Origin of the sequence: Pseudomonas sp. Irchel 3H7 (assembly GCF_900187605.1) — a bacterium.
In the GTDB taxonomy this organism is placed as follows: domain Bacteria; phylum Pseudomonadota; class Gammaproteobacteria; order Pseudomonadales; family Pseudomonadaceae; genus Aquipseudomonas.
Genome location: NZ_FYEA01000004.1, coordinates 306,999 through 332,197 on the forward strand (window position 1 = coordinate 306,999; position 25,199 = coordinate 332,197).

17 protein-coding genes and 1 pseudogene are annotated in these 25,199 nt (G+C 58.2%); 8 read left to right on the forward strand and 10 right to left on the reverse strand.

Annotation, left to right across the window (positions count from 1 at the left end; genetic code table 11):
• The first annotated feature begins 79 nt into the window (after positions 1-79).
• From CKW38_RS09900 to CKW38_RS09910, 3 genes are all read left to right on the forward strand, one after another.
• A complete protein-coding gene (locus tag CKW38_RS09900; RefSeq protein ID WP_095112649.1) occupies positions 80-1,456 on the forward strand; it encodes an L-serine ammonia-lyase in 1,377 nt (458 codons plus the stop codon).
• 86 nt (positions 1,457-1,542) lie between these two features.
• Positions 1,543-2,844 (forward strand): serine/threonine transporter, encoded by a 1,302-nt coding sequence (locus CKW38_RS09905; RefSeq protein WP_095112650.1) that lies wholly within the window; start codon positions 1,543-1,545, stop codon positions 2,842-2,844.
• Positions 2,845-3,148: 304 nt separating this feature from the next.
• Entirely contained in the window at positions 3,149-3,466 is a 318-nt protein-coding gene (locus tag CKW38_RS09910; RefSeq protein ID WP_007914191.1) for a DUF3509 domain-containing protein, read from the forward strand.
• Here the strand turns inward: CKW38_RS09910 and CKW38_RS09915 are convergent.
• Positions 3,463-3,963, reverse strand: a complete 501-nt coding sequence (locus CKW38_RS09915) for a phosphate-starvation-inducible protein PsiE (RefSeq protein ID WP_026000737.1) — start codon at positions 3,961-3,963, stop codon at positions 3,463-3,465. The genes CKW38_RS09910 and CKW38_RS09915 overlap by 4 nt on opposite strands.
• Before the next feature lie 339 nt (positions 3,964-4,302).
• Between CKW38_RS09915 and CKW38_RS09920 the strand changes: the two are divergent.
• Positions 4,303-4,557: pseudogene (locus CKW38_RS09920) on the forward strand (YebG family protein); the annotation flags it as partial.
• Positions 4,558-4,697: 140 nt separating this feature from the next.
• On the opposite strand, the gene CKW38_RS09925 reads toward CKW38_RS09920, so the two are convergent.
• Positions 4,698-5,717 carry a Glu/Leu/Phe/Val dehydrogenase dimerization domain-containing protein gene (locus CKW38_RS09925; RefSeq protein WP_007914197.1) on the reverse strand — a complete coding sequence of 340 codons (1,020 nt, stop codon included), beginning with the start codon at positions 5,715-5,717 and terminating at the stop codon, positions 4,698-4,700.
• A 185-nt stretch (positions 5,718-5,902) separates the two neighbouring features.
• On the opposite strand from CKW38_RS09925, the gene CKW38_RS09930 reads away from it, so the two are divergent.
• Positions 5,903-6,706 (forward strand): SirB1 family protein, encoded by an 804-nt coding sequence (locus CKW38_RS09930; protein WP_007950287.1) that lies wholly within the window; start codon positions 5,903-5,905, stop codon positions 6,704-6,706.
• 87 nt (positions 6,707-6,793) lie between these two features.
• Here CKW38_RS09930 and CKW38_RS09935 read toward each other — a convergent pair whose 3' ends face one another.
• From CKW38_RS09935 to hmgA, 4 genes are all read right to left on the reverse strand, one after another.
• The gene (locus CKW38_RS09935) at positions 6,794-8,149 is read right to left on the reverse strand and encodes an aromatic acid/H+ symport family MFS transporter (protein WP_007914203.1); all 1,356 of its coding nucleotides are present in this window, start codon (positions 8,147-8,149) and stop codon (positions 6,794-6,796) included.
• 142 nt (positions 8,150-8,291) lie between these two features.
• Entirely contained in the window at positions 8,292-8,927 is a 636-nt protein-coding gene (gene maiA, locus CKW38_RS09940; protein ID WP_095112651.1) for a maleylacetoacetate isomerase, read from the reverse strand.
• 12 nt (positions 8,928-8,939) lie between these two features.
• Positions 8,940-10,244 carry a fumarylacetoacetase gene (gene fahA / locus CKW38_RS09945; RefSeq protein WP_095112652.1) on the reverse strand — a complete coding sequence of 435 codons (1,305 nt, stop codon included), beginning with the start codon at positions 10,242-10,244 and terminating at the stop codon, positions 8,940-8,942.
• 3 nt (positions 10,245-10,247) lie between these two features.
• Positions 10,248-11,552 carry a homogentisate 1,2-dioxygenase gene (hmgA, locus tag CKW38_RS09950; protein WP_095112653.1) on the reverse strand — a complete coding sequence of 435 codons (1,305 nt, stop codon included), beginning with the start codon at positions 11,550-11,552 and terminating at the stop codon, positions 10,248-10,250.
• A 164-nt stretch (positions 11,553-11,716) separates the two neighbouring features.
• Here hmgA and CKW38_RS09955 point away from each other — a divergent pair, with 164 nt between their 5' ends.
• Positions 11,717-12,496, forward strand: coding sequence for an IclR family transcriptional regulator (locus tag CKW38_RS09955; RefSeq protein WP_007914208.1), 780 nt, complete (start codon positions 11,717-11,719; stop codon positions 12,494-12,496).
• A 41-nt stretch (positions 12,497-12,537) separates the two neighbouring features.
• Here the strand turns inward: CKW38_RS09955 and CKW38_RS09960 are convergent, their stop codons facing one another.
• The 4 genes from CKW38_RS09960 to CKW38_RS09975 form a co-directional block, all read right to left on the reverse strand.
• Positions 12,538-16,002 carry a dermonecrotic toxin domain-containing protein gene (locus tag CKW38_RS09960; protein ID WP_095112654.1) on the reverse strand — a complete coding sequence of 1,155 codons (3,465 nt, stop codon included), beginning with the start codon at positions 16,000-16,002 and terminating at the stop codon, positions 12,538-12,540.
• A 154-nt stretch (positions 16,003-16,156) separates the two neighbouring features.
• Positions 16,157-18,712 carry a LuxR C-terminal-related transcriptional regulator gene (locus CKW38_RS09965; RefSeq protein WP_095112655.1) on the reverse strand — a complete coding sequence of 852 codons (2,556 nt, stop codon included), beginning with the start codon at positions 18,710-18,712 and terminating at the stop codon, positions 16,157-16,159.
• A gap of 139 nt (positions 18,713-18,851) precedes the next feature.
• Positions 18,852-20,219 (reverse strand): DUF1329 domain-containing protein, encoded by a 1,368-nt coding sequence (locus CKW38_RS09970; RefSeq protein ID WP_007914212.1) that lies wholly within the window; start codon positions 20,217-20,219, stop codon positions 18,852-18,854.
• Between the two features lie 23 nt (positions 20,220-20,242).
• Positions 20,243-22,036, reverse strand: a complete 1,794-nt coding sequence (locus CKW38_RS09975) for a DUF1302 domain-containing protein (RefSeq protein ID WP_095112656.1) — start codon at positions 22,034-22,036, stop codon at positions 20,243-20,245.
• Positions 22,037-22,758: 722 nt separating this feature from the next.
• Here CKW38_RS09975 and CKW38_RS09980 point away from each other — a divergent pair.
• Positions 22,759-24,897, forward strand: a complete 2,139-nt coding sequence (locus CKW38_RS09980) for an S-type pyocin domain-containing protein (protein WP_095112657.1) — start codon at positions 22,759-22,761, stop codon at positions 24,895-24,897.
• Positions 24,894-25,151 carry an immunity protein gene (locus CKW38_RS09985; RefSeq protein ID WP_077571171.1) on the forward strand — a complete coding sequence of 86 codons (258 nt, stop codon included), beginning with the start codon at positions 24,894-24,896 and terminating at the stop codon, positions 25,149-25,151. Before CKW38_RS09980 ends, CKW38_RS09985 begins: the two co-directional genes overlap by 4 nt.
• The last annotated feature ends 48 nt before the right edge of the window (positions 25,152-25,199 follow it).

Here is a 25,199-nt window from a genome sequence, read left to right on the forward strand (position 1 = left end):
GTAGGCAGTATCGCCGACATTGCGCTTGTCCTACAAAAAATGGCAGCGATTCCTACTCCATTGCTTGTAAGGGTTTAGCATGGCTATCAGTGTTTTCGATCTATTCAAAGTCGGCATCGGCCCGTCCAGCTCCCACACTGTCGGCCCGATGCGGGCGGCAGCAACCTTCGCTCAGGCGCTGATCGATCAACATCTGTTGAACGATGTGCGTCGTGTGGAAATCCGTTTGTACGGTTCGCTGTCGGCCACCGGCGTCGGTCACGCCACTGACCGCGCCACGGTGATGGGCCTGATGGGCGAATGGCCGGACAGCATCGATCCGTCGACCATCGATCCCCGCATCCAGCAACTGCGTGAGACAGGCCAACTGTCCCTCGCCGGTCAGAGAGAAATTGCCTTCGACTGGCAGCGCGATCTCCTGCTGCTTGACGAGAGCCTGCCCTACCACCCCAACGCCATGTCCCTGACAGCCTTTGGCGAAACGGCCGAACTGTTCGAGCAAACGTACTACTCAGTTGGCGGCGGTTTTATCATCGAAGCGGCCGAAGCCGAGTCCGGCGTAGCCCCGGCCGGTGACGTGGTGTTGCCGTACGATTTCTCCAGCGCCGCCGAACTGCTGGCGCTGTGCAAGCAGCACAACCTGCGCGTCTCTGAACTGATGATGGCCAACGAGCGCGCCTGGCGTAGCGACGCCGAAATCCGTCAGGGTCTGCTGCACATCTGGTCGGTGATGCGTGAATGCGTTGAACAAGGCCTGCGCCATGAAGGCATCCTGCCCGGCGGTCTGAATGTGCCGCGCCGTGCGGCGAAACTGCACCGCAGCCTGCTGGAGATCGGCAAGCCCAACGTGATCAGTTCGACGCTATCGGCAATGGAATGGGTCAACCTGTTCGCCCTCGCCGTCAACGAAGAAAACGCCGCCGGCGGGCGCATGGTCACCGCGCCGACCAATGGTGCAGCGGGGATCATTCCGGCGGTTCTGCACTACTACATGAAATTCAACCCGGACGCGTCTGACGATGATGTCGTCGCTTTCTTCCTGGGCGCGGCCGCCGTCGGCATTCTCTGTAAGAAGAATGCCTCGATCTCCGGCGCCGAAGTGGGCTGCCAGGGTGAAGTCGGTTCGGCTTGCGCGATGGCCGCTGCCGGCCTGGCCGATGTGCTCGGCGCCACCCCGGAGCAACTGGAAAACGCCGCCGAAATCGGCCTGGAACACAACCTCGGCCTGACCTGCGACCCGGTCGGCGGCCTCGTGCAAGTGCCATGCATCGAGCGCAATGCCATCGCTGCCGTGAAAGCGATCAACGCCACGCAAATGGCCCTGCGCGGCGACGGCAAGCACTTCATTTCCCTCGACCGGGTGATCCGCACCATGCGCGACACCGGCGCCGACATGCACGACAAATACAAAGAGACTTCACGGGGCGGCCTTGCCGTGAGCTGGGTGGAATGCTGAGGCGCACTCCCTGACCGCCCCGGCAGACCGCACCCGACGGTCTGCCAACCGTGAGCCCGAGCAAAAATAATAACGAGGCGATACCGATGACCGATGTACGTACACCTGCTGCCGAAAATCCCGCTGTAGATCGCACACGCAATGCAGAAACGGCCCACAAGGGCTGGAACAAATTCGACACCACCTGGATGCTCGGCCTGTACGGCACCGCGATCGGTGCCGGTACCTTGTTCCTGCCTATCAACGCCGGCGTCGGTGGTTTCTGGCCGTTGCTGATTCTGGCTGTACTGGCCTTCCCGATGACGTTTTTTGCTCACCGTGGCCTGACCCGTTTTGTCTTGTCCGGGCGCTCCGGGGACATCACCGAAGTGGTCGAAGAACACTTCGGCATCGGTGCCGGCAAGCTGATCACGCTGCTGTATTTCTTTGCGATCTTCCCGATCCTGCTGGTATACAGCGTGGCGCTGACCAACACCCTGAGCAGCTTTCTTGAACACCAATTGCACATCGCCCCGCCGCCACGGGCGATCCTCTCACTGGTGTTGATCCTCGGTTTGATGGCGATTGTGCGCTGTGGGCAAAGCGTCATCGTCAAAGCCATGAGCGTGCTGGTTTATCCCTTTGTTGCGGCGTTGCTGCTGCTCGCGCTCAGCCTGATCCCGAACTGGAACGGCGCGTTTTTCGCCAGCGCTCAAGAGGCCATGCCGATGTCTGTTTTCTTCAAGACAATGTGGCTGGCGATTCCGGTGATGGTGTTCTCGTTCAACCATTCGCCGATCATCTCCGCGTTCGCGGTTGATCAGAAACAACGCTACGGCGAGCAGGCCGAACGCACAAGCAGCGGCATCCTCGCCATGGCCCACGGCATGATGGTGGTGACGGTGATGTTCTTCTGCTTCAGTTGTGTGCTGGCGCTGTCGCCGGCGGATCTTGCGGCAGCGAAGGCGCAGAACATTTCGATCCTGTCGTATCTGGCCAACCATTTCCAGACGCCAGTGATCGCTTACGCCGCGCCGCTGATTGCGCTGGTGGCGATCACCAAATCCTTTCTCGGCCACTACATCGGGGCCAGCGAAGGTTTTCAGGGCATGATCGTGAAAAGCCTGCGCAGCCGTGGCCGGGTCATGTCGGCGAGCTGGCTGAACCGCGCGACCGCCGTGTTCATGATCCTCAGCTGCTGGGCCGTGGCGACTTTCAACCCGAGCATCCTCGGCATGATCGAAACCCTCGGCGGGCCGGTGATTGCCTGCCTGTTGTTCCTGATGCCGATGTACGCCATCCGTCGCGTGCCAGCGTTGCGCCAGTATTCGGGCCAGGTGTCCAACGTGTTTGTGGTGTTGATCGGTCTGATTGCACTGTCAGCGATCATCTACTCGGTTCTGCCCTGAAAACGCGCCATTAAAAAAGGCGAGCCACGTGGCTCGCCTTTTTTATGCCCGTGTTCATTGTTCGACAATTTTCCCGGCACAGCCCTTGCTACTCCCCTGTGAGAGCTGTCGCAGGCTGCGATCTTTTGATCTTCATGATCGAAATCAAAACACCGAAGATCAAAAGATCGCAGCCTCGTTTCACTCGACAACTCCTTAATGAAGCAACAAATACAGGCCACGGAATCGCCGATGATCCGGTTGGGCGAACCAACCCGATCACGGCCGGTCAACAACTGCACGTTCAATCAGGCGGTGACGCATCATGGACAATCCTTTTCAGATCATTACCGATGCCTTCGCGCCGGACTATCAGATCAACCTGAGCATTCAGGGCCTGGACGGCAGCATCATGCTGACCCTGTCCAACAGCGGCCGAATCGTGGCCAAGCGCATGATCAGCGCCGAGCAGCGCAACGACCCCGTGCGCCTCAAGCGTCTGGTGCAAAGCATTCAATTCGGCATCGCCATCGAACAAGGCCACAGCGCCATGGCGATCCTCGAAGCCATGACCAGCGGTAGCGGGATAATCCCGCCACCGCCACGTGTCAGCGGCCGGCCAGGGCAAGCGGCCGGGCTTTAAAGCTCGCCCTTCTCTACTTCCGGATGCTCGCTGGAGCCGGCGCCAAGTTTGCGCTGCGGTTTCTCGATCTTCACCGAAGGAAATTGTGACGAGGCGTAACGCACCACCAGAATCGAGAACGCCAGCAGCAGAATCCCGCCGCACAGGTAGATGATGCCCATGTCCGGCGGGTTGTGGTGCGAGACGTTGGAGATCAGCAAGCGGGTCAGCGCGGTGATCGCCACGTAGATCAGGAAGCGCACCGGCATGTGGTTGGTCTTGAAGTAGATCCCGACCATCGCCCCCAATTCCAGATAGATGAACAGCAGCAGAATGTCATCGATCTTGATGTGGCCTTCCTCGAGCATCCCGAGAAACTCCATCACCGCCGCCCACGCCGTCACCGCGCCGATGGCGAACAGCGCCAGATAGTGGAAGGTCTCGACGAAGAGGTTACCCAGGGACTCGGCCAGTTGATGCACGTTTTGCCGCAGTTTCTCGGCCCAGTTGATTTTCACGATGATGTTCCTTAGCTCGAATGCGAGCGGATGATGCGTGTTGGACGTGACGGTTTTCTGCACGTAACGGTTTTCATGCAGAAAAGAGGCCACGCCATCATGGCGAGACGCCGCCAAACCCGCGCCGTGGCGTTTGGTCGCAGGCCCAGGGTTATGCACAATCCCTGTGGGAGCGAGCCTGCTCGCGAATGCAGACGATAAGGTCCATCTGACAAACCCGAAATCCGGTCTACATTGAAAAGCCACTACCCATGGCGCAGGGATTCGCTTATCCTTTTCGCTGTATATGGATACAGTAGTCGTCAAGACAACTTAATGTGAAGGCATGTGAGGTGGTGAATGGCCGTCGAAGTGGTATACCGCAGCAGCCGAGATCTGGAGCGCTTGTTCATGGATAAAGCCGAAGCTGACCGTCATGACAAAATGCTCGAACTGGCCGAATATCTGGCCGATGTGCTGCAAAAAGCCGTTCCGTCGCTGACTGAACAGCAAGTGGAAGAAGCCGGGATCTACATGGCGAAGAATCGCGATGTGTTCGCCCGGGCGTTCAAGAGCCAGCCGGATGCACTGTCCGAGCTGCTCAACGCACCGGCCGAGCCGGTCGATAATGCGCAAGCAGCGGAACCCGCTGAAACGCCGGCGAAGCCAGCCAAAGCAGCAAAAGCGGCGAAGTAAGCAACGCCCTAAAAGATCGTCCGAAGGCTCGGGCCGCGATCGGACGATCTTTTGCTTTTTCAGCGATACAAAACTTTTTCCGCCAACTCATCCGCCACCCGCGCCGGCGAACGTTTTTCCGCCTGTGCATGGGCAAATACTTCGGTGAGTCGAGAGCTGATCTTCGACAGATGCGCGGTAATGGTGGTCAGTTCTTCGCCGCGATGCTTGAGCGAGACGTAGATCAAGCCTCCGGCATTGATCACATAGTCCGGCGCATACAGAATCCCGCGCCGTTCCAGTTGATCGGCGACATCCAGGTGCGTCAGTTGGTTGTTTGCCGAACCGGCCACGGCCGAGCAACGCAGTTGCGTGACCGTGTGGCTGTTCAAAACCCCGCCCAGACCGCACGGCGCGAGGATGTCACACGGCGTACTGAGCAACGCGTCGTTAGCGATCGGGTGAGCGTTGAGTTGTTCCATCGCCAGTTGCACTTTGCCATGGTCAATGTCGCTGACCAGCAGTTCTGCCCCGGCGGCGTGGAGTTGCTCGGCCAACGCGTAACCGACATTGCCCAAGCCCTGAACCGCGATGCGCAAACCTTCGAGATTGTCGCTCCCCAGCCGTGCCATGGCGGTCGCCCGAATTCCGGCAAACACGCCCATCGCTGCGTGTGGTGCGGGATCACCGGCCGACGTGGTGCTGGTGACATGCTGGGTCTGCTGAGCGATGCAGTCCATGTCCGCCACCGAGGTACCGCTGTCGATGGCGGTGATGTAGCGACCATCAAGCTGATTGATGCAACGGCCAAACGCTTCGAACAGTGCACCACGGTTTTCCACGTGTACCGGACGCACGATCACTGCAACGCCACCGCCTTGCGGCAGCCCCGCCAGCGCGGCTTTGTAGCTCATGCCCTGAGCGAGGCGAATGGCATCTTCGACGGCAGATTCGTCATTGGGATAGGCAAGATAACGACATCCACCCAAGGCTGGCCCGAGGCGACTGTTATGGATGGCAATGACCGCCTTCAACCCGGAGACCGGGTCAACGCTAAGGTGCAGCGATTCCAGGCGAGTGCTTTGCATGAGCGCAAACATCGTTGGGCTCCCGAATCACTTCTTGTAGAACGCCAGTATAGGCCTGCGCCTGAAAATTGCTGGAGCACACCGGAATAAGCGCCCGCGCCGACAACAGCTTTGCGGCATAACCCGACAGCTGTGCTGCGAGGCACTGGACGAATGACCCGGACCGGGCTAAAACGAGGCATTCCCCGGAGATTTCGATGAGTGCGCGTCAACGTTTTTTCGAATGCCTGCACCGTTCACCGCCCGCGCTGTTCGAAGCCGCGCTGTGGATGGCGGCCGAGCACGAAAAAGCGGTCGATCCCGAAGCGCTGTTACTAGAATTCAAAGACCTGCAACAACGCGTCAGTTACGGCTTGCCGATGCTGCCGGTCAGTGAACTGGCGCAGCCCCTGTTGCGCCGCATGACTGATCTGGGCTTTGCCCAGGACGACTTCCTGCCGCTGCGCCCGCAGGCGGCGCTGTTGCACAAAGTGATGCAGACCCGTCGCGGCCAACCGTTGGCATTGGCGCTGATTGCCCTGGAGCTGGCGCGAGGGCTGGAGATTCCTCTGGTCGGGGTCAACTTCCCCGGACACTTCCTGCTGCGCGTGCCCGGCGCCGATCACCTGCTTGATCCGTGCGGCGGCCGGCGCTTGTACCCCAATGATTGTCGCGAACTGTTGCAGCGCCAGTATGGGCCGAATATGAAGCTCAACGCCGAGCATCTGTTGACCGCCTCGCCGGTGCAAATGCTTCAGCGCCTGTCGCGCAACCTGCGGCAGTTGCACCTGACACATGATGACTTCATTGCCGCACTGATCGACGCCGAACGCGTGCTCGAACTGGGTGACGCTGGCGCCGCTGATTACCTGGCCCGAGCCAGTCTTTATCAGCGGCTCGACTGCCCGAATGCCGAGCGCTTTGATCTGGAACACGCGCTGATGCTCAGCGACGACCCGATTCAGCGCCTGCGGCTGACTGAACGCCTCGGACACCTTCCGCCCAACTCAGTCGTCCATTAAAAGCAAAAGATCGCAGCCTTCGGCAGCTCCTACATTGAAATATGCATTCCCATGTAGGAGCTGCCGAAGGCTGCGATCTTTTGCTCTTCAGGATTTGACAGATATCCCCACTCCAACTGCCGAATTTCCTTCGGAAGGCGAACGCACCTGAATAATCAGCAGCGCGGCGATGACCGCCGGGATCGCACAGAAGAAGAAAATCTGCGTCACTGGAATGTGCATCGCCAGCAGCAGGCTGCCAAACAGCGGCCCGAGAATCGAACCGAAGCGACCCACGCCCAATGCCCAACCGGTGCCGGTCGCACGCACATGCGCCGGGTAGAAATTGCTGGCAAACGCATTCAGCGTCAGTTGCCCGCCGATGATGCAGAACCCGGCGGCGAACACGCAGGCGACCAGATAACGCGGGTTGTCGTGATTGAGCCCGAGCAGAATCGTGCACAGCGCCGCACCGGCCAACACTGCGGACAACAATCGCACCTTGCGCTTCAAGCGGTCAGCGAACCAGGCCATGCAGATCGCGCCCAAGGTGCCGGCGAACAGAAACATCGACGTCACCAGATTGGCTTCGTTGAGTTTCAGGCCGCTTTCCAGCAGCAACGTCGGCAGCCAGCTGATCATGAAATACAACAGAATCAGGCTGACGAAAAACGTTGCCCAGATCAGCAAGGTCGGCCGCGCGTAGCCATTACGGAACAATTCGACCACGGTCAGTTTGCTGCCCTGCTCACGTTCGTTCTGCTCGGCAGTCGCCAGCGGTGGTTGCCAGTCCGGCAGCATGCGCGCGGTGACTTTGCGCAGCCGCGTATACGGCGGTTCATCACGCAGCAAACGTGGCAGCGACTCCGGCAGCATCCACCAGAGAAACGGAAACAACAGCAACGGCGTAACGCCACCGGCGAGAAACACTGCTTGCCAGCCGAACTGGTCGATGAACCCGGCGGCGACGAAACCACCCGCCGCGCCACCGAACGAAAAACCACACGCCGCCAGCGTTACCATCAAGGTGCGCAAACGCGGTGGCGAATATTCCGACATCAATGCCATGGCACTGGGCATCGCCCCGCCCATGCCGATACCGCAGATGAAGCGCGCGATCATCAGTGTGTTCAGCGAGTCGGCGAAGACCATCAGCACCGTCAGCGTGGCGTAGATCAGCACGCAGGCGAGCAGAATCCGGCGCACGCCAAAGCGGTCAGCCAGCGGCGTGACCGCCAAGGAACCGAGGGTAAGGCCTAGCAGGTTGGCACTGAACACAGGCCCGAACGCAGACTTTTCCAGGCCCCAGTCCTGCGCCAGCGCAGGCACCACGTAACCGAGCACCTGAGCGTCATAACCGTCGGTGACCAGCAGCAAGGCGAGCAGGATCAAGAGCAACCACTGATAGCGGGACACAGGACGGGCGTCGAGTGCCGCCCGGAAGCTGGCAATCTGGTTGTGCATCGCAAGGTACCTGTTTTGTTTTTATGATTATGCGAATGGCGATATTCCCTTGTAGGAGTGAGCCTGCTCGCGATAGCGGTGGGTCAGTCAGAAACTGAGTGACTGACACTCCCTCATCGCGAGCAGGCTCACTCCTACAGGGTTATGGGGTGTCTGGTTGATTGCCAGGATGCGCCTTGATGAACGCGGGATGTTCAGCCGCCAGTGCGGCGACCCGACGAATGTTCGGATACGCCTCAAGGCTGACATTGAACCGCTCAGCCGCATACAACTGCGGAATCAGGTACACATCAGCCACGCACGGCCACTCGCCGAAACAGAAACCCTCATCGCCAATCAACTGCTCCACTGTCGCCAGCCCTTGGCTGATCCAGTGACTGATCCACTCCACCACCTGCGCCTCATCGTACCCCAACTGACGCAGGCGATTGAGCACACTGACGTTGTGCAGCGGATGCACATCGCAGCCGATCACCGCCGCCACACCCCGCACCTGCGCACGGGCAAGCAGATCTTCAGGCAGCAACGGCACCTGTGGATAACGTTCTTCGAGGTACTCAATGATGGCCGGCGACTGAATCAGCAAACCGCCTTCGTCAGTGCGCAAGGCCGGCACCCGGCCCTGTGGATTGATCGCCAGATACGCCGCTTGGCGATGCTCGCCACCCGGCGGTGCGATCAGATTGACCGGCAACGCCTGATAGTCGAGACCCTTCAGCGCCAGCGCGATTCGCACCCGGTACGACGAGGTCGAACGGTAATAGGTATAGAGATCCATATGCCGCTCCTGTCAGCGCGCCGGCAACACTTTGCCGCGGCACTCGCCGAAGCCGATCGAAGCAAAACCATCGCGAGCGCAACGAGCGCGCAGAATGATTTCGTCACCGTCCTCAAGGAATTTACGCACCTCGCCAGACGCCAGTTCAATCGGCTTTTTACCGCCCTCGGTGATTTCCAGCAGGCTACCGAACTGACCGCTCTCAGGGCCGGACAAGGTGCCCGAACCGAACAGGTCACCGGCCTGCAACTGGCAGCCGTTGACGCTGTGGTGCGCGACCATTTGCGCGACGGTCCAGTACATGTAACGGGTGTTGCTCAGCGTCAGGCGATGAGCCGGCAGGTTCTGCTCGCGCATGGCTTCGGTGAGCAGCAACACTTCCAGTTCGATGTCGAAGGCACCGCCGTCCTGATCGCGCTTGTCGAACAGGTACGGCAGCGGCTGCGGATCACCTTCAGGACGCTTCGGTTGCGCGGTGCGAAATGGCTCCAGCGCTTCTGCGGTAACCACCCACGGCGAGACGCTGGTGATAAAACTTTTCGACAGGAACGGACCCAGCGGCTGGTATTCCCAAGCCTGGATATCGCGGGCCGACCAGTCGTTGAGCAGGCAGAAACCGGCGATGTGATCAGCCGCGTCAGCGATGGCGATCGAATCGCCCATCTCGTTGCCCTGACCGATCCAGATGCCCAGCTCCAGCTCATAGTCCAGGCGTGCGCACGGGCCGAACGTCGGCTCGGTCTGACCGGCCGGCAAGGTCTGGCCTTTCGGACGCCGTACGTCGGTGCCGGAGGCACGCACGGTGGAAGCGCGACCGTGATAACCGATCGGCACGTGCTTGTAGTTCGGCAGCAGCGGATTATCCGGACGGAACAGTTTGCCGACGTTCTGCGCGTGCTCGATGCCGACGTAGAAGTCGGTGTAATCGCTGATGCGCGCCGGCAGGTGCAGTTGGCAATCGGCGGCCAAAGGCAGCAGTTTCGCGCCCTGGGCTTCGATGTTGCCGCGCAGGGTGCTGCCTTCGCTGAACAGTTCCAGCAGGCGCGTACGCAGAGCCACACGCGCCTCGCGACCGAGATCGAAGAACGCGTTCAATTGGCCGCCGTGCATGGCTTCGACCGCACTGCGCGCGACGCCGTCAAACAGCCCCGCCTCCAGCGCTACTTGCAGATCGAAGATGTGCTCGCCAATCGCCACGCCTGCGCGCGGCGCCGAACCGTTGCTGCTGAACACACCCAGCGGCAGGTTCTGCAACGGAAAATCAGCGTGGCCGTTGGCCGAGGCAACCCAACTGCGGGTGATGGAATTCTGCGTCATGGATTATCTCCGGGTCGGGTCGAACGTCGCGGGCAGCGTGGCCCAGCAGGCGTCGTAAGTGGATTGCAGTTGCGGGCAGTCGAGGGCGAAGCGGCTTGGGCGCAGCACCTGGCTGGTCTCGAACATGAAGGCCATGGTGTTGTCGATTTTTGCCGGTTTGAGTTCGGCGTTGATCGCTTTGGTGCAGGTCTCGCCATCCGGGCCGTGGGCGCTCATGCAGCTGTGCAGCGACGCACCGCCGGGCACAAAACCTTCGGCCTTGGCGTCGTATTCGCCCTGGATCAGGCCCATGAATTCGTTCATCAGATTGCGGTGGAACCACGGCGGACGGAAGGTGTTCTCGGCGACCATCCAGCGTGGCGGGAAGATCACGAAGTCGAGGTTGGCCAGACCGTGCACGCTGGTCGGCGAGGTCAGCACGGTGAAGATCGACGGATCGGGGTGATCGAAGCTGACGGTGCCGATGGTGTTGAAACGGCGCAGGTCGTATTTGTACGGCACGTTGTTGCCGTGCCAGGCGACCACGTTCAGCGGCGAGTGATTGAGTTCGGTGGCCCATAGCTGGCCGAGGAATTTCTGCACCAGCGTGGTCGGCTGCTGGAGGTTCTCGTAAGCGGCGACCGGGGTGAGGAAGTCACGCGGATTGGCCAGACCGTTGCTGCCGATCGGCCCCAGATCCGGCAGGCGCAACGGCGCGCCATGGTTCTCGGCGACGTAGCCGCGTGCTTGCGGGTCGAGCAATTCGACACGGAATTTGAGGCCGCGCGGCAGCACGACGATTTCCAGCGGCGCCACTTCCAGCACACCGAGTTCGGTGGCGATGCGCAATCGACCGAGTTGCGGCACCAGCAGCAGTTCGCCGTCGGCGTTGAAAAACACGCGTTCCATCGAACGGTTGGCGACGTAGTTGTAGATGCTGATGCCGGACGGCTTTTCCGCGCCAGCGTTGGCGACCATGCTCACCAGACCGTCGATGAAATCGGTTGGCTCGGCCGGGATCTCCAGCGGATTCCAGCGCAGGCGATTGGGCGTCACTTCGCCCAAAGGACCGCCGGCCAGTTGTCTTTCCAGTTTGACGAAGGCCGGGTGATTGGCCGAAGGCTGAATCCGGTACATCCAGGTGCGCCGCGCTTCACTGCGGGTCATGGTGAACGCGGTGCCGGAGAACAATTCGGTGTAGAGACCGTACGGCGCTTTTTGCGGAGAATTCTGGCCGACGGGTAGCGCGCCGGGCAACGCTTCAGAGCTGAATTCGTTGCCGAAACCGGACTGATACGCCAGCGCCTGAGCGGTTGAATCGAGGTTCATGGAGCCTCCTGAACAGGGAGTCGGCAGTGGCCCATCGCTCTGGCTCAGAGGTTTCGGCACGCCGGGGTTGTTATTATCGTAATTCGATTACGCATAACGTAATTTGCTCGCTATCCAGCGTCAAGCTATAAAGACGCCCATTCGTTTCGGAACCCGGCCGCACCATGGAAAAAACCAGCGACAGCAACGGCAAACAGAAAGTCCGCTCCGCCGAAGTCGGCACCGACATCCTCAAGGCCCTGGCCGAGTTGTCGCCGTCCACTTCGTTGTCGCGACTGGCCGAACATGTGCAAATGCCGGCGAGCAAGGTTCACCGCTATCTGCAGGCGTTGATCGCCTCAGGATTTGCCGAGCAGAACACCGCGACCAACCATTACGGCCTCGGCCGCGAAGCCTTGCGTGTAGGCCTCGCCGCACTCAACAGTATGGACGTGCTGAAAGTCGCCGCCCTGCCGTTGGCCGAACTGCGCGACGAACTCAACGAAACCTGCTTTCTGGCGGTGTGGGGCAACCAAGGCGCAACCGTTGTGCACATCGAGCCGGCGGTGCGTGCAGTGACGGTGGTGACGCAATTGGGTTCGGTATTGCCGTTGCTCAGTTCATCAACCGGGCTGGTATTCAGCGCTTATCTGCCACATCGCGAAACCGATGATTTGCGCGTTCAGGAGATTGCCGCTGCCGATCATCCGCTGAAGGACGAGAAGACTTACGTATCACTGTGTGAACAGATCCGCGAACGCGGTCTGCATCATGTGCATGGTTTGCTGATGCCGGGTGTGGATGCGTTGTCCGCACCGGTGTTCAACGCTGTCGGCCAGGTCGCCGCCGTGCTGACCATTGTCGGCCCGACCTCGCTGTTCCACGCCGACGAAAACGGCCCGGCGGCGCAGCGGTTGCTGGCGGCGACGCGGGCCGTGAGTTGGCGGATGGGTTATGAACGATAAACGCTTTACGCATTGAGCGAGCAGCAAGTGCTCAAAAGCGGTCAATGAACGGTTGTTTTACTCAGTCCGGAACTGGCACTTTCCATCAATGTGTTGAAGAACTCGACCAGCATCTCTTTCAACTCTTCCTGGCCTGTGTAGTAAGTGACCAGCTCCGCGACCGTCCGCGCATCTTCGAACAAACTGAGCAAGGACCGTTGTGCATGGGTGATTTCCTTGACGGGAGCACCCGCAGCTGCGGCCTGGCCCAACGTCATCAGCCCGGTCAGCGCTTCCTGGACATGTCCCAGGGCAGCGCGGTAGTCACCTCGCTTGTCCGACTGTGAGGCGTCGTAGATGCTTTTCATCATCTGCACAGCCACCACGACAGTGCCCACGGGAGGCACCAGCAGGCTCACGATGTTCGCGGCCTTCAACAGGTTGTCGTAAATAATACCGGTGATTATTTCATTGAGACTGGTGGTGCGTTCGTCGATATCGCTCAATACACGGCGCACTCGCTCGTCATGGAAAGTGAACAGATCAGGCAATAACGAACGCTGCTGGGTGCGAATGACCGGTTTGGTATCGGCGGTTGCAACCAGATTGTCGAAATAGTCGTTGATCACCTTTTGGTCGACCAGCAATATCCGCTGGCTGTAGTAATTCCTGAACGGGCCGTATCGAAAACGAATCGAAGGAATGAAATCAGCGATGGGCCGGAAGCTGACCAGATCCGGCGCGTCAGGCGTATAGAGCAAATCGAGCAACCCTGAAGACATCTTCAGTCGGAAAATATAAACGCCGCCAACCGTGCGGTCCCAGGCAGCCGTCAAACCCGGCTCGACGATGTTGAACTTATACAATCCGACGTCACCTTCGGCGACGCTATTCACAACTGACTGATAACCGCCACTTTCTTTCAGATTATCGATAGTCCGCTGGATAGCAGAGAAAGACTCTACTGACAGTCTGCCATTGGTAAAGTCGGCAAAAGCATTGCGGTACATTTCACAGCGGATTCTTCGGGCGTGTACCGCGCGCTTGAACGCGTAGTCAGGATGAGCGCTGTTCTGATATTGCGCTTTCAGCATGGCGGTATATCTGTCGCCGGGACGGAAAGTTTTCGACAGTGAGGACAGGTCTCGGATATCCAGTTTTTCAATGCTGGGATGGCCATTCACCAAATAGTATTTCGGGCTGAATTTCGTTTCGTAGCCCGGATGCACGGCCTCAAAGGCGAGTCCCTCAAGCAAAACGTCAGTAACGCTCTTACGAAACTCTTCGGTTTGAATAATGATCTTGTCGGGATTGACCGAAACCTTGCTGCCACGAGCACGCAAAATGTCTTCTATCTGAGCTTTCACCGAGTCATAAGTGAACTGCTCGAACGTCGGAAAACCATTGTCTCGTGCATCAACTGTAGACAGTGCCTTGAGTTCGGTGGTCAGACGCGAATAGCGCTTGCGGCCTTCGATGCCCAGTGCTCGATAACCAGCCGGAGCAATGGCCTTGTGCAGGGCAACCTCGGCTCGGTAAGCGATATTTACGTAGTCTGCCAACGGTGCCTTGAGATTCAGGCCAAGATCGACCGGCCGGCCATCGAGCGTGTAGCGGTAGCTCAGTTTTGTGGGAGCGCTGCCGAGCAACTTACCTGCTTCGTGCAGGTAGTCTGGATGGATCAGCAATGCAGCGTATTCACGATCTGCGGACAATGCCGACTCCAGCCAGACGTTCGCCGCATAAACATCGGAAAATTTTTGCAGTTCAAATTCACCGCCAGGCGTTTTGACCAACATCAGCGACGGTACATATTCTCTGGCCGAAATGATCAGGACATCTTTCAACGCTGGTACTTGTGATTTGATTCCCAATCCCTGAATAGTCACCGTGGCGTCATTGGCCATGGCTCGCGCGATGATATTCGCATCGGTGGAGTCCAGCTTTCCAGAGTGGCGAGCAACAAAAACTGCAAACGCCATCTGGCTGAAGAGGTAGTTGCGATAAGCCTCTTGGTAATCAACCGAGGGCGAGGATGCAAGGCTGCTGGTAAATTCCAGTCGCAGGTTGCGACTCTCCAACCACTGCTCAAGCGCCACCGTCGTCAGCCGACTTGCGTCGGGAACGCCGATGATAGTCAGGGCGGCTTTATAACCATTGTCATGCAGACCGAAAACGATAAATTCTGTCAGCGTGCGGGTTTCTTCCTGTTCGATAGTACGCCCGGCAACTTGCAGAGTGTACGAGCTCTGGACACTTATCGCTTCTGGATCCAGGTGCTCACCGAGAACCCTGTCCGCCCATTCAGCGAACGTACGCACCACATAATCCTTAAACGAAAAACACGCATCGAACGCGCTTGAAAACGCAGCCTGGTATTGATCCTTGGATTCTTCAAGCTCGTTATATCGTTGTTGAATATCGCTACCAGCGCCATGGAGCCAAACCGGCCAGTCGGTGCGTTTCAACGCAGTCCGAAGCAGATAGAAGCGGGTGTTGATACCGTAGCGCAGAACATGCAGGCCTTGATTGTCCTGCAACACCGAGGTAAGCGGATTTTCCAGTTGTTCCCGACCACTGAACAAGGATGACACGCTTTCAAGCTGGCCTTTGAGATGAGTCTCTACACAAAAGGCGTGAGGACTTCGCGTACCCTTCAGGTATCTGATCTGGTCACTACCCAAGGACAATCGCTGCTGAAGTTTGCTGTGCAAATCGGTATTTTTTTCAAAAAACTCAAAGCCGTATTCCGGCGTGTGCACGAGATAGGACGTCGACTCGTTGAGCAGCGGCATTTCTGCATCCGGACGCTCGGCGTTGTCCAGAACGAAACAGGGCTGACGTGACAGAAGGTAATCCTGCGTCGGGCGCAGGTTGACTTCAAACGCTGCGCGACCGGAGTCTGCGTCAAGAAGATGAGCGAATCTCTCACCCAACAGGGCATCAAAATTGTTGGCCATGACCGACAGGGACAGCTCTGCACTCGTGACCACGGCGTACGCTTCGATGAAAGTCTGCTTATTCGACAGAGGTGCAGTGTCCGGGCGAATGGTTTTCGCTGGCGCCGCCCAGAACTTTGCGATCTCGGTTCGCAACGTTTTTTCCAGTCCTGCAGCTACAGCCGCGATCAGATCCTCGACAATAAACGTATTCAGAACATTGACTTTGAATTGCTCACTGAACGTGTCCGGCAGAAAAAACACACCATCGCCGCCCACTATGTAAGCGGGGCTGACGTTGTTATCCAGACAATGAACTGTGACGTCCCAAAGAGTGCCTGAAGGCCGGTTTTCATTGGCGGGAAAAGCAGGATCCGTATTGATATAGACTTTGTCGATATCGACCGTTTTACCCAAGCGCTTTAACTCACTCCCAAGCAAGTTGCGAAGAATATCCAGCACGCTTGGCATGGCGTCGATGATCTTGAATAGACCTGCTTTTGCCTGGCTGGCCTTTTTCCACTCTTCAGCCCACGTAACTTGCTCACCCAATGAACCACGCATCAAACTTTTAAATAACTTGGCCACAACACTTCCTTACTTGACTATTCAGAGCTGCGAGTGCAGCTATGCAGAGGGTCGCAAGGTAGTTTCTTTTTCAATCAACATGAAGTTCGAACAATTTACAAAACATGCCAACAAACAACCAAAATCATTTTCACCAGCAAAAAAAATTAAAACACTAAGCCAATATCCCTATCAACTTTGCTTTCGCCACTGCCTGAGTTCTGCGCTCCACCCCCAACTTCCCATTAATCCGTCTCGCATGTGTTTTTACTGTATGTAACGAAATAAAAAGTTGTTCTGCAACTTGCTGATTCGAAGCACCTTGAGCAATCAACATCAGCACTTCGCGCTCACGCCGACTGAGGCCCGACGCCAGATCAGGGTTATCGCATTGCCTGGCAGGAATCTGCTTGGCAGACACTGTTCCGAGACTGCCCCGGCGTAATTCCCACTCCCGCATGGCGTGCTGCAATTGACAGCGCTCCACCAGCATTCCGGCACGCTGGAAAGCTTGCTGCGCCGCCTCTGTGTCACCGTTCGATTCGGCCAACTGGGCGAAGGCCAGCAGCAACTCCGTTTCCGCCGTCAACATGCCTCTGGCCTGCGCCTGATTGAGCAATCGTTCAATGGTTGGCAGACAGTTTTCATCCGGATTCAACTGCGTATGCGCGCAGGCCAGCAGGTATTCAATGCGGATAATCAGCTCGAAAGTGGCGGGCGGCGCCTGGAGTGCAGAGGGTCCACGGTAATGCCTTAACAGCCGGCCCAACGCCTCTTGCACCAATTGCGGTCGCCCCTGCTGCAACCAGAACTGGCTGCTGACCTGAAGCACGACACCGCGATAGACCGTATCGGGAATCTGCCGCTGCTGCATGACCCTTTCGGCCTCGCGCAGGCGCTCGAAAGCGCAGGCATAATCGCCTCGATTGCCGGCCAGTTGAGCCTGCCCGAGGTAGCCATACAAGACCCGCTTGTCTTCACTGCGCAAACAATCTTCAAGACCTCGGCTGAACAGATCCGCAGCCTGCTCTTCCAGACCCATGCACAGCGCCAGCCGACCTCGTCGCAGGGCAATTCGGCCCAGCAGCGGCGTGGGCACCAGGGTGCGCTGACGCAGCAAATGCTCAATGTCCACCAGCAGACTTTCGGCACGCGCGGGCGCTCCTCGCTGCTCGAGCCATTGCGCATGATCAAGCTCCAGCAACCCTTCGAGCAACAGGGAGCCATGCGCGCGCGCCAGGCACAGCGCCTCGCGGTTGAGAGCATGGGCCTGATCGAGTTCACCGCACAGTAACGCCTGTTGCGTCAGTCCCGACAGACACATCAGACGGGCTTGCCAGGCATCGTCGGTCAACGCTGACAATGCCTCCTGGAAACAGGCGCGCGCCGGCTCCATTTGCCCCTGCAAGTGGCAGAGCCAACCTTGTTGCGCCTGCCAACGTGCCAGCAGTTGCTGCTCCAGATGCTTCGTCGGCTGCGGCATGAAGCGGACGAGATGAGCCATGCATTGCGCGGCCTGTTCGAATCGGCCGGCGAACAGCAATGCCCCCGTGACCAGCCCGATCAATTGCGGTGTCATCAAGGTCAGCTCGCGACTTTGCTGCTCATGCAAGCGCAACAGCAGGACGACCGTCTGGTCTTCCAGCAGATCCTCGAAGCTCAAATGCTGCAACAGGCTTACGGCCGTTTCGTACTCTTCGGCCAACAACGCTTGCTCGAACGCTGCTCGCCAATCCTGCACCGCAGTGAACCACTGACAGGCGCGCCGATGCCACGAACGCGCACACGGCCAATGCGACTCCTGCATGATTCGCGACAGCGGGCGAAAAACCTGCAGCCAATCGACGGATTCCTGCCAAGGCTCGATAAAGCAGCCCAGCACTTGCAGGTCATGCAACAGCTGTGCGCCTTCGCCGGGGCCAAATAAATGCTCGCATAATGGCGCGTTGAACCGCGGCAATTGGGCCAGAACACGCCATGCCTCATCCTGCTCTGGCGTCAGGTTGCTGAAGAGTTCGTGCTGCAGATAATCGAGCAGGGTGTCGACACGCTGTTGTGGCTGCAGCTTTTGCGACCAGTCGCACTTTTGCAGGAGCGCCATACGCGCACCCGCGCACCAGCCGCCAGTACGCTGGATGATACCGGCGGCGACACGGTCCGCCTGGTCTGGCGGCAAATGGCGCAACACCGGTACAAGCTCATCGCGGGTCAGTGCCAGGCTGGCGCGATCGGATTCGTAGAGTTCGTCATCGAGCAACAGGCGCGGCCAGTTGCACTGTGGCCGGCGGCGAGTGCTGATCCACCAGGTGAGCGCCGGGCTGCTGACCGCCAACAAACGATCCAGTAAAGCATCCAGAGCCGGATCCGGCAGACGGCTGTAATCGTCGATAAACAGCGAAGTTGTCCTGGGCCAACGTGCCAACTCCGCCATCAGTTGCGCAACGTCAAGGTCCTCGACCAGCCCGAGCACCTGAGTCAGACGCAGGCAAAACTCCTCGCAGCTGAGCGCTGCTCCCGCCAGCGGCAGCCAAATCGTCTCGCAGTCTGCACGCACCTGCAGAAGACATTCGCTGAGCAGTGCGGTTTTGCCACTGCCAGCGGGTGCGCACAACAGCCTGACCCGCGCGTTCGAAGCCAGAAGAGGCGCAATCAAGCGAGGGCGAGGCTGGTGATGTGAAGAAAGTCTGGGCAGAAATCCGGGTCGATCCAGGCACGGGGTCATGGCGGTCATCGGGTGAGCCTTCTTATCGTTGTGCGCTCACCCTAGCCCTCTCCCGTGCGCTTGTTGACGAGTATTCAGCACGCTGATTGACGACCATAAAAAAGGCGACCGTGCGGTCGCCTTTTGCGCTGCCGATGTATCAGAACCGTTACCGCACGCCCTCTGCGCGCAAGGCCGATGGCGTGTAGTCAGCTGCCTTGGCTTCGAAGCCGAACTCGAAACTGTGCTTCTCTTCGTTCTTCATTCCCAGGGCAATGTAGCGACCGGCGATGATGTCGTAGAGCGCTTCGAGGGTATAGGCCTGCGCCTGGTGATCGTAGTAGTACTGAGCATGCCCTTCGGCGACACGCCACAGTTGCCCGCGACCGTCGTAGTGATCGGCGAGCGCCACCTGCCAGCTGTCCTCGTCGATGTACATGTGGCGCTTGGCGTAGATGTGCCGCTCGCTCGGTTTCACCGTGCCGATCACTTCCCAGACGCGGTGCAGTTCATAGCGGGTAAGGTCCTGATTGATGTGGCCAGCCTTGACGATGTCGTCGTATTTCAGGCTCGGCGAATCGAGTTTGTAGCTGTTGTAAGGAATGTACATTTCCTTCTTGCCGACCAGTTTCCAGTCATAGCGATCCGGTGCACCGGAGAACATGTCGAAGTTGTCCGAGGTGCGCAGACCATCGGCGGCGGTACCCGGGCCGTCATAGGCCACTTGCGGCGCACGACGCACCCGACGCTGGCCGGCGTTGTAGATCCAGGCCAGACGCGGCTCTTTCACCTGATCGAGCGTTTCATGCACCAGCAGCACGTTACCGGCCAGCCGCGCCGGCGCGGTCACCGACTGTTTGAAAAAGGTCAACACGTTGGCGGCTTTTTCCGGATCGAGATCCTTCATCAGTTGCGGCACGGCGATCTCTTCTTCAAAGCGGATCGGCGTGTAGCTGCCGTTAGTCTGCGGCGTCACCTGGGTGATGATGCGCCGCAGGTTACCGCCGTGATATCGGGTGATGTGGTTCCACAACACCTCCACACCGTTCTTCGGAATCGGGAATGCGTAGTAGCGGTTGCCTGTGAAGTTGGCCAGGCCATTACCATCGTTGATACTGGTGACATTCAGCGCGCTGCGTTTGGCCGACTCATAGATCTCCGCTGGCACGGCGACGGTGCGATGGGTCGGGTAAACCGGGATTTTGTAGGTTTCGGGGTAACGTTTGAACATCGCCACCTGACCGTCGGACAGCTTGTCCTTGTACTTGTCGACGTTGGCCGCGGTGATCGTGAACAGCGGTTTCTCGTTGGCGAACGGGTCGGCGAGGAAGCCTTTGCTGTCCACCGCACCGGCGTTTTTCGGGATGCCACCGGTCCATGCCGGAATCGAACCGTCAGCGTTGCCAGCCTTCTCGGCGCCGAGTGGCGTCAGGCTGGTGCCAAGTTTGTTGGCTTCATCCGGCGACACCGCCGCCATCACATTGGCCGCCAGCAGACTCAGCGCCAGCACACCACATTGCAGAATCGTTTTGCGCATTGCAGTCATCCTTCTCGGGCAGATCAGAAGTTCACGCCGAAGCTCAGAGCCACGAAGTCACGGTCTTCGAGGACGTTGTAATCGCCACCGAAAAAGTCGGTGTAACTGAGGCTCGCGGTGTAGGTGTTGCGGTAGTCGGCATCGACGCCGACGCTGATCGCTTTCGCGCCTTCGTTGAACAGGCCGTTGGGGCCGTAACCGGCGACGTCATGCGACCACGACAGGTTGGGTTTGAGGTTGATACCGCCGATCACGTTGGCGTAATCGAGGATCGCCCGGGCGCGATAGCCCCACGAGGTCGAGGTCACGAAACCGTCGGTGTCGCCGCCAAAACCGTACTGCCCGTAAACCGAATCGCGGCCATAACGCAGCTTGTTGCGCGACTCCAGGCCGCCAACCCTGACCACGGCTGCTTCTCCGACCAGGGTCAAGCGCTGAGCGCCCCAGACCTGATCGAAGAAGTGTGTGAGGGTGCTCTGGATTTGCGTGACTTCTTTGCGCCGATAGCCTTTGTTGTCCGCTCCCGGTGACGTCGCAAGTGGAGACGCCGTGCCACCCGCAATCGGGTTGAGCAGCGCCAGTGTCAGGTCGTTGGTGTTGACCTGCACCGGAGCGTTCGGACGGTAGCTGATCTCGCCGGTCCACGCGGTACCGGTGGGCAATGTGGTGGAGAAACTCGCGCCGTAGAGGCGAATGTCTTCCGGGTATTCAAGGTAATACCCACCGCGTCCGAGCATCACGCTCTGCGCCAGACCGGAACCACTGCCGGGGGCCAGGCCATTGGCGATGCCGACCATGCCCGGCAATGCCGCCAGCGTCGACAGGCCGGCCGTGGTGGTGCCGACGGTCGGCGTACGGCTGTGGTAGTTCATGAAATAGAGACCGTACTCGGTGTCGTCGCCGAGCCAGCGCAACGCCGTCCCCCACTGCCCGGAATCCCGCGCATCACGGTCACCACCACGAGGAATCACCACACCCTCACGGGTCACCTGAATCCCTTGGCCAAAGGCCTGGGTCAGCGGCACAAACGGCGCGATCGCCGGGTTGCCGACGGTGTAGCCGTTGTTGCAACCGTCCGCCGCCACATCGACACCGAAGAAGGTGCCGCAGTTGTCGAGAACGGTCTGGTCCCATTCCAGTTGATAGAAACCTTCAACGGTCAGTTGATCGGTCAGGCCTTGCGAGCCAAACAGCATGTTGACCGGAATCAGACCTTCCTTGATCTCGGCACCGGGGCGGCGAAACGCCGAGACGTCGATCGGGTTGATGCTGTTGATCGAGTTACCGATGAAGGTACTTTCGCCCCAGCTCACCACTTGCTTGCCGGCACGCACGGTGCCCGGCAGGTCGGCGATGGAATAGTTGTGATAGACGAACGCATCGAGAATTTGTGCGCCGGAGGATTTCGCCCCTTCCTTGCGCCCGCTGTCGCTGATCGGCTTGAACTCGCGGTCTTCGTCCTTCAGCTCGAAGTCGTACCAGTACTTACCGCGCACGAAGACACCAGTGTCGCCGTACTTGAGTTCAAGGTCGTGAATGCCTTTGAAGATTTTCGAGAAGGTCTCGCCCTTCTTGAAATTCAGACGCCCGTCATCACCGGTCGAGGATTGCCCGGTCCCCCCATTGACCGTGCCGACCAGCGACTTGTCGGCATCGCGCATGCCCCAACTCGCACCGATCGACAACGACGAGTCGAAGGTGCCTTCAATCTCGCCAATGTTGAACGCAACCGCTTGCGCCTGGGCGCAGCAACCCAGAGCTACCGCGGCTGCCAGCGCCTGCGGTGTGAAGATGGCGCGCATTGTTGTTTTTGTCATGCGTCTTCCCCGGTGAGTGACAGAAGGCCCCACCCTACTGCCGGGCAACCGCGTCGATAAGCGCACCAAGGAGGTATTCGTGTTGTCGCTCGAAAGGATGAATGGCCTTGAACGACGGAGCTTTGCGCCGTTCATGGATCGGCTGGATGGAAGATCATCAGTGCCGCGCATGGTGCACATCAGCACATGGGACTGTTACGTGCCCCGCAACAGTGCATGTCCGGAATCGGTATTTTTCCTACGTGTTCAACACCTTATTCTGAACGCGCTTTCACGGGACACGCCGCAAAGCACGAAGCACTGGCCTTTGAGCGACTCAGGCCATTGCTGACAGATTTCAGATGAATCGAAGACTTCGGTTTATCGCCCCGGTGTTCACTGACGTTGATTTGTAGCTCCTTGATCCAACGTCTTACCTTGGCCGCTGCGTTTGCAGCGGCCTTTTTTATGGGCGTTGAAAATGTATTCCCTACTGCCTGCAAACACTTTCCGAGAACAACGTAGGACCTTTCCTGCGGCGCAGAAGAATTCTCCCTGCTTTGTTATTAGCCTGCGAAACCCCTCTCGAAACAACGCCCTGTTACTTACGGGTTTCTCAGATTTTGTAACCGCAAGTCTGATGTAACTTGAAACACCTCAACCCCTCGCTGGTGACACGGACGTCACTATCGGCCGCGCTAACTTGCCAGCGAGCTATCACGCACATTCAAAAGGACATGAATATGCAAAGACCTCCATTCTTAGAACTGGATGAAACACGTATCGAGGCACCCGCCCCCGATAATTACGAGCCATTCAAAGAAAGCAATGTGGGTTACACCTACAGTGGAACGTTCGGACCTGCCGGCGCCAATGCGCAAACCCGCCAATTGATGTTCGAGACGCAAACCACCGTTGAACAAGAGTTCAACGCAAAATCCGTCTCAATACCTCAGTCCATCGAAGTGGAACTGGCGGCAATCAGACTGGAAGGCCCGACAAATCCTCTTCCGCCCGCTGCTGCACTGGCCCGCGAAGTGGGCGTCAGGAATACGCTGATTCACCGTAAGAGCGCAGAGTTTCAGAGGCAGACCGCGATCGCAAACCGCTTTTTTGGCAGCGATCCGCTGGGGAAAACCTTCCAGGATTACCTGAATCAGGCCTCCGCTATCCGCCGAATCAGCGGCGCGGGGGCGAGGAGTAGAGCGTTGTGGAGCGAGTCCTTCCGAGCGGCTCACGAAGCGCGTTTGCTTGGCCAGACACTGGCGCTTCTCAACCAGCAACAGGCCGACGTACTCAATTGGCTGGCCACCGTGCAGGCTCAGGATCAAGCTCAAGCGGCAGCGGCTGAGGCCCAGCGTTTGGCTGCAGAACACGCACGGATTGCCGCAGAACAGCAACGTCAAAGAGAAATTGCTGAAGCTGCACGTCAAGAGCAGGAGCAAATTCGTGCCCGTGAACAGGCGCGACTTGCCACGCTGGCGAAAAAGCAGGATCTGGATGCATACCTGGCAAAATACTCCGCCCAGTTGGCACGCATTCTTGCTGAAATGAGAGCTGAAGCTCAGGAACAAGCGCGAATCGCGGCATTGAAGAGCGCTTTAGCCGAAGCACAAGCAAAAGCTGAAGCAGCCGCACAGGCGTTTGCTGCCGAGCAGGCTCGTCTTCAAGCGCAAATGGAGCAGCGTGTAGAAGCGAACCAGCAGGAAGGTCATTCAGCAGAGATCCAGCATGTATATCCGGCTTCAGGAGCCGTGGCTTCAACTAGTCCGGTTTTGTCTTTTGCCTCCAAAACCATTCGTCTTCCGCCGGCATCGTCGTCCGGGATTCTCAGCGCAATGCGCACAGGATTACTGGCCGTGAGGGCGGCAGGCGCTGCGCTGATGAGCGGTCCGGTGCTGGTAGGTTTCGCGGCACTGTTAATGCCATCACGCTTGGGCAACGGCGAACGCTTTTCCATGAGCGTTCCACTTGCGGAGTTGTCGCCGGAGTCTCCTCAGACATTGCGCGAAATAGCGGATCGGCAAGGCACATTAGAGCTGCCCGTGGGATTGGGCGTAAGGCGGCTCGGGGCTGGCGCGGAAATCTTCGTCGCCACAAGCGATGACTTCCATATCCGCTCGAGTGTGCTGGTTCTGAATGCGGCCTATGACTTGCTGAATGATGTTTATGAAGTAGCGCTGCCAGATTCGCCGACGGACTTTCTGACGTGGACGCCCGCTATCTCGCCGGGTGACAGCTCGACTGAGTCGCCCATGGTAGATACCGACTCCCCTGCGTATACGGGCGCTCCGATTGTTCCGATTGAAGGACGGCTGGACCTGAATCCGATTCTGGTCGAAGGCTGGGAACGATTCATCATCGTGTTTCCCGATGACTCGGGGATTGCGCCGCTTTATGTGGTGTTTAGCAGTCCGTACGCGGGAGGTTATGTAAAAGGGAAATACAGCGGTCGGACCTACAACCCAGAGCAGTCTGGTGGACCAATACTTGATCTGGATTGGCGAACGGCTGTAATCACGCAAGCTGGAGTCACCAACGTGAAATTACACGTAGCGAGATTCAACCAATCAGACGCTAACGACATCATGAATCAGCGATTAGAGAGAATTTTAAAAGGTGATCTGAATTTTACTGACACTGACCTGCGTTACTACACTCACGAATTGAGAGAGCTGGAGCGATACAGAAATTTTGGCTATAGCGACGACACATCGCCCTCTGAGGAATCCACGATATGGAACAATGCCCATACTGCGACCCTTGAGGACTACAAACTCGGTAGCGAATTGACTCTGCTCTACAACGAAGAGGCAGTCAACGCAATGAATGCTCAAGATGAACGGGAATATCAAAACGACATGCGGAGTTTCGCCCAATGACTACTGTCGAGAAAATCATAAAAAACGAACCGATTGCGGACGTCATTTCACTCTTAGCACTTTGTTTTCATCCCATGCGCCTCGATCAAATGTATGCACGTTATCGCAAGGATACAATCCCCCACAGTGTCTTCATCGACACATACAACTCGCTGTTCAGAGAGGGGGTGTTGTCCTACGACGAAAATGGAAAAACCATTAAAGGTCCCAATTGGACACCGCCAGCGTTCATGACAGAAAAACGCTACGACTAAAACACAAAAAGCCACCCGACCATCACTTGCATTGGTCGGGTGGCTTAA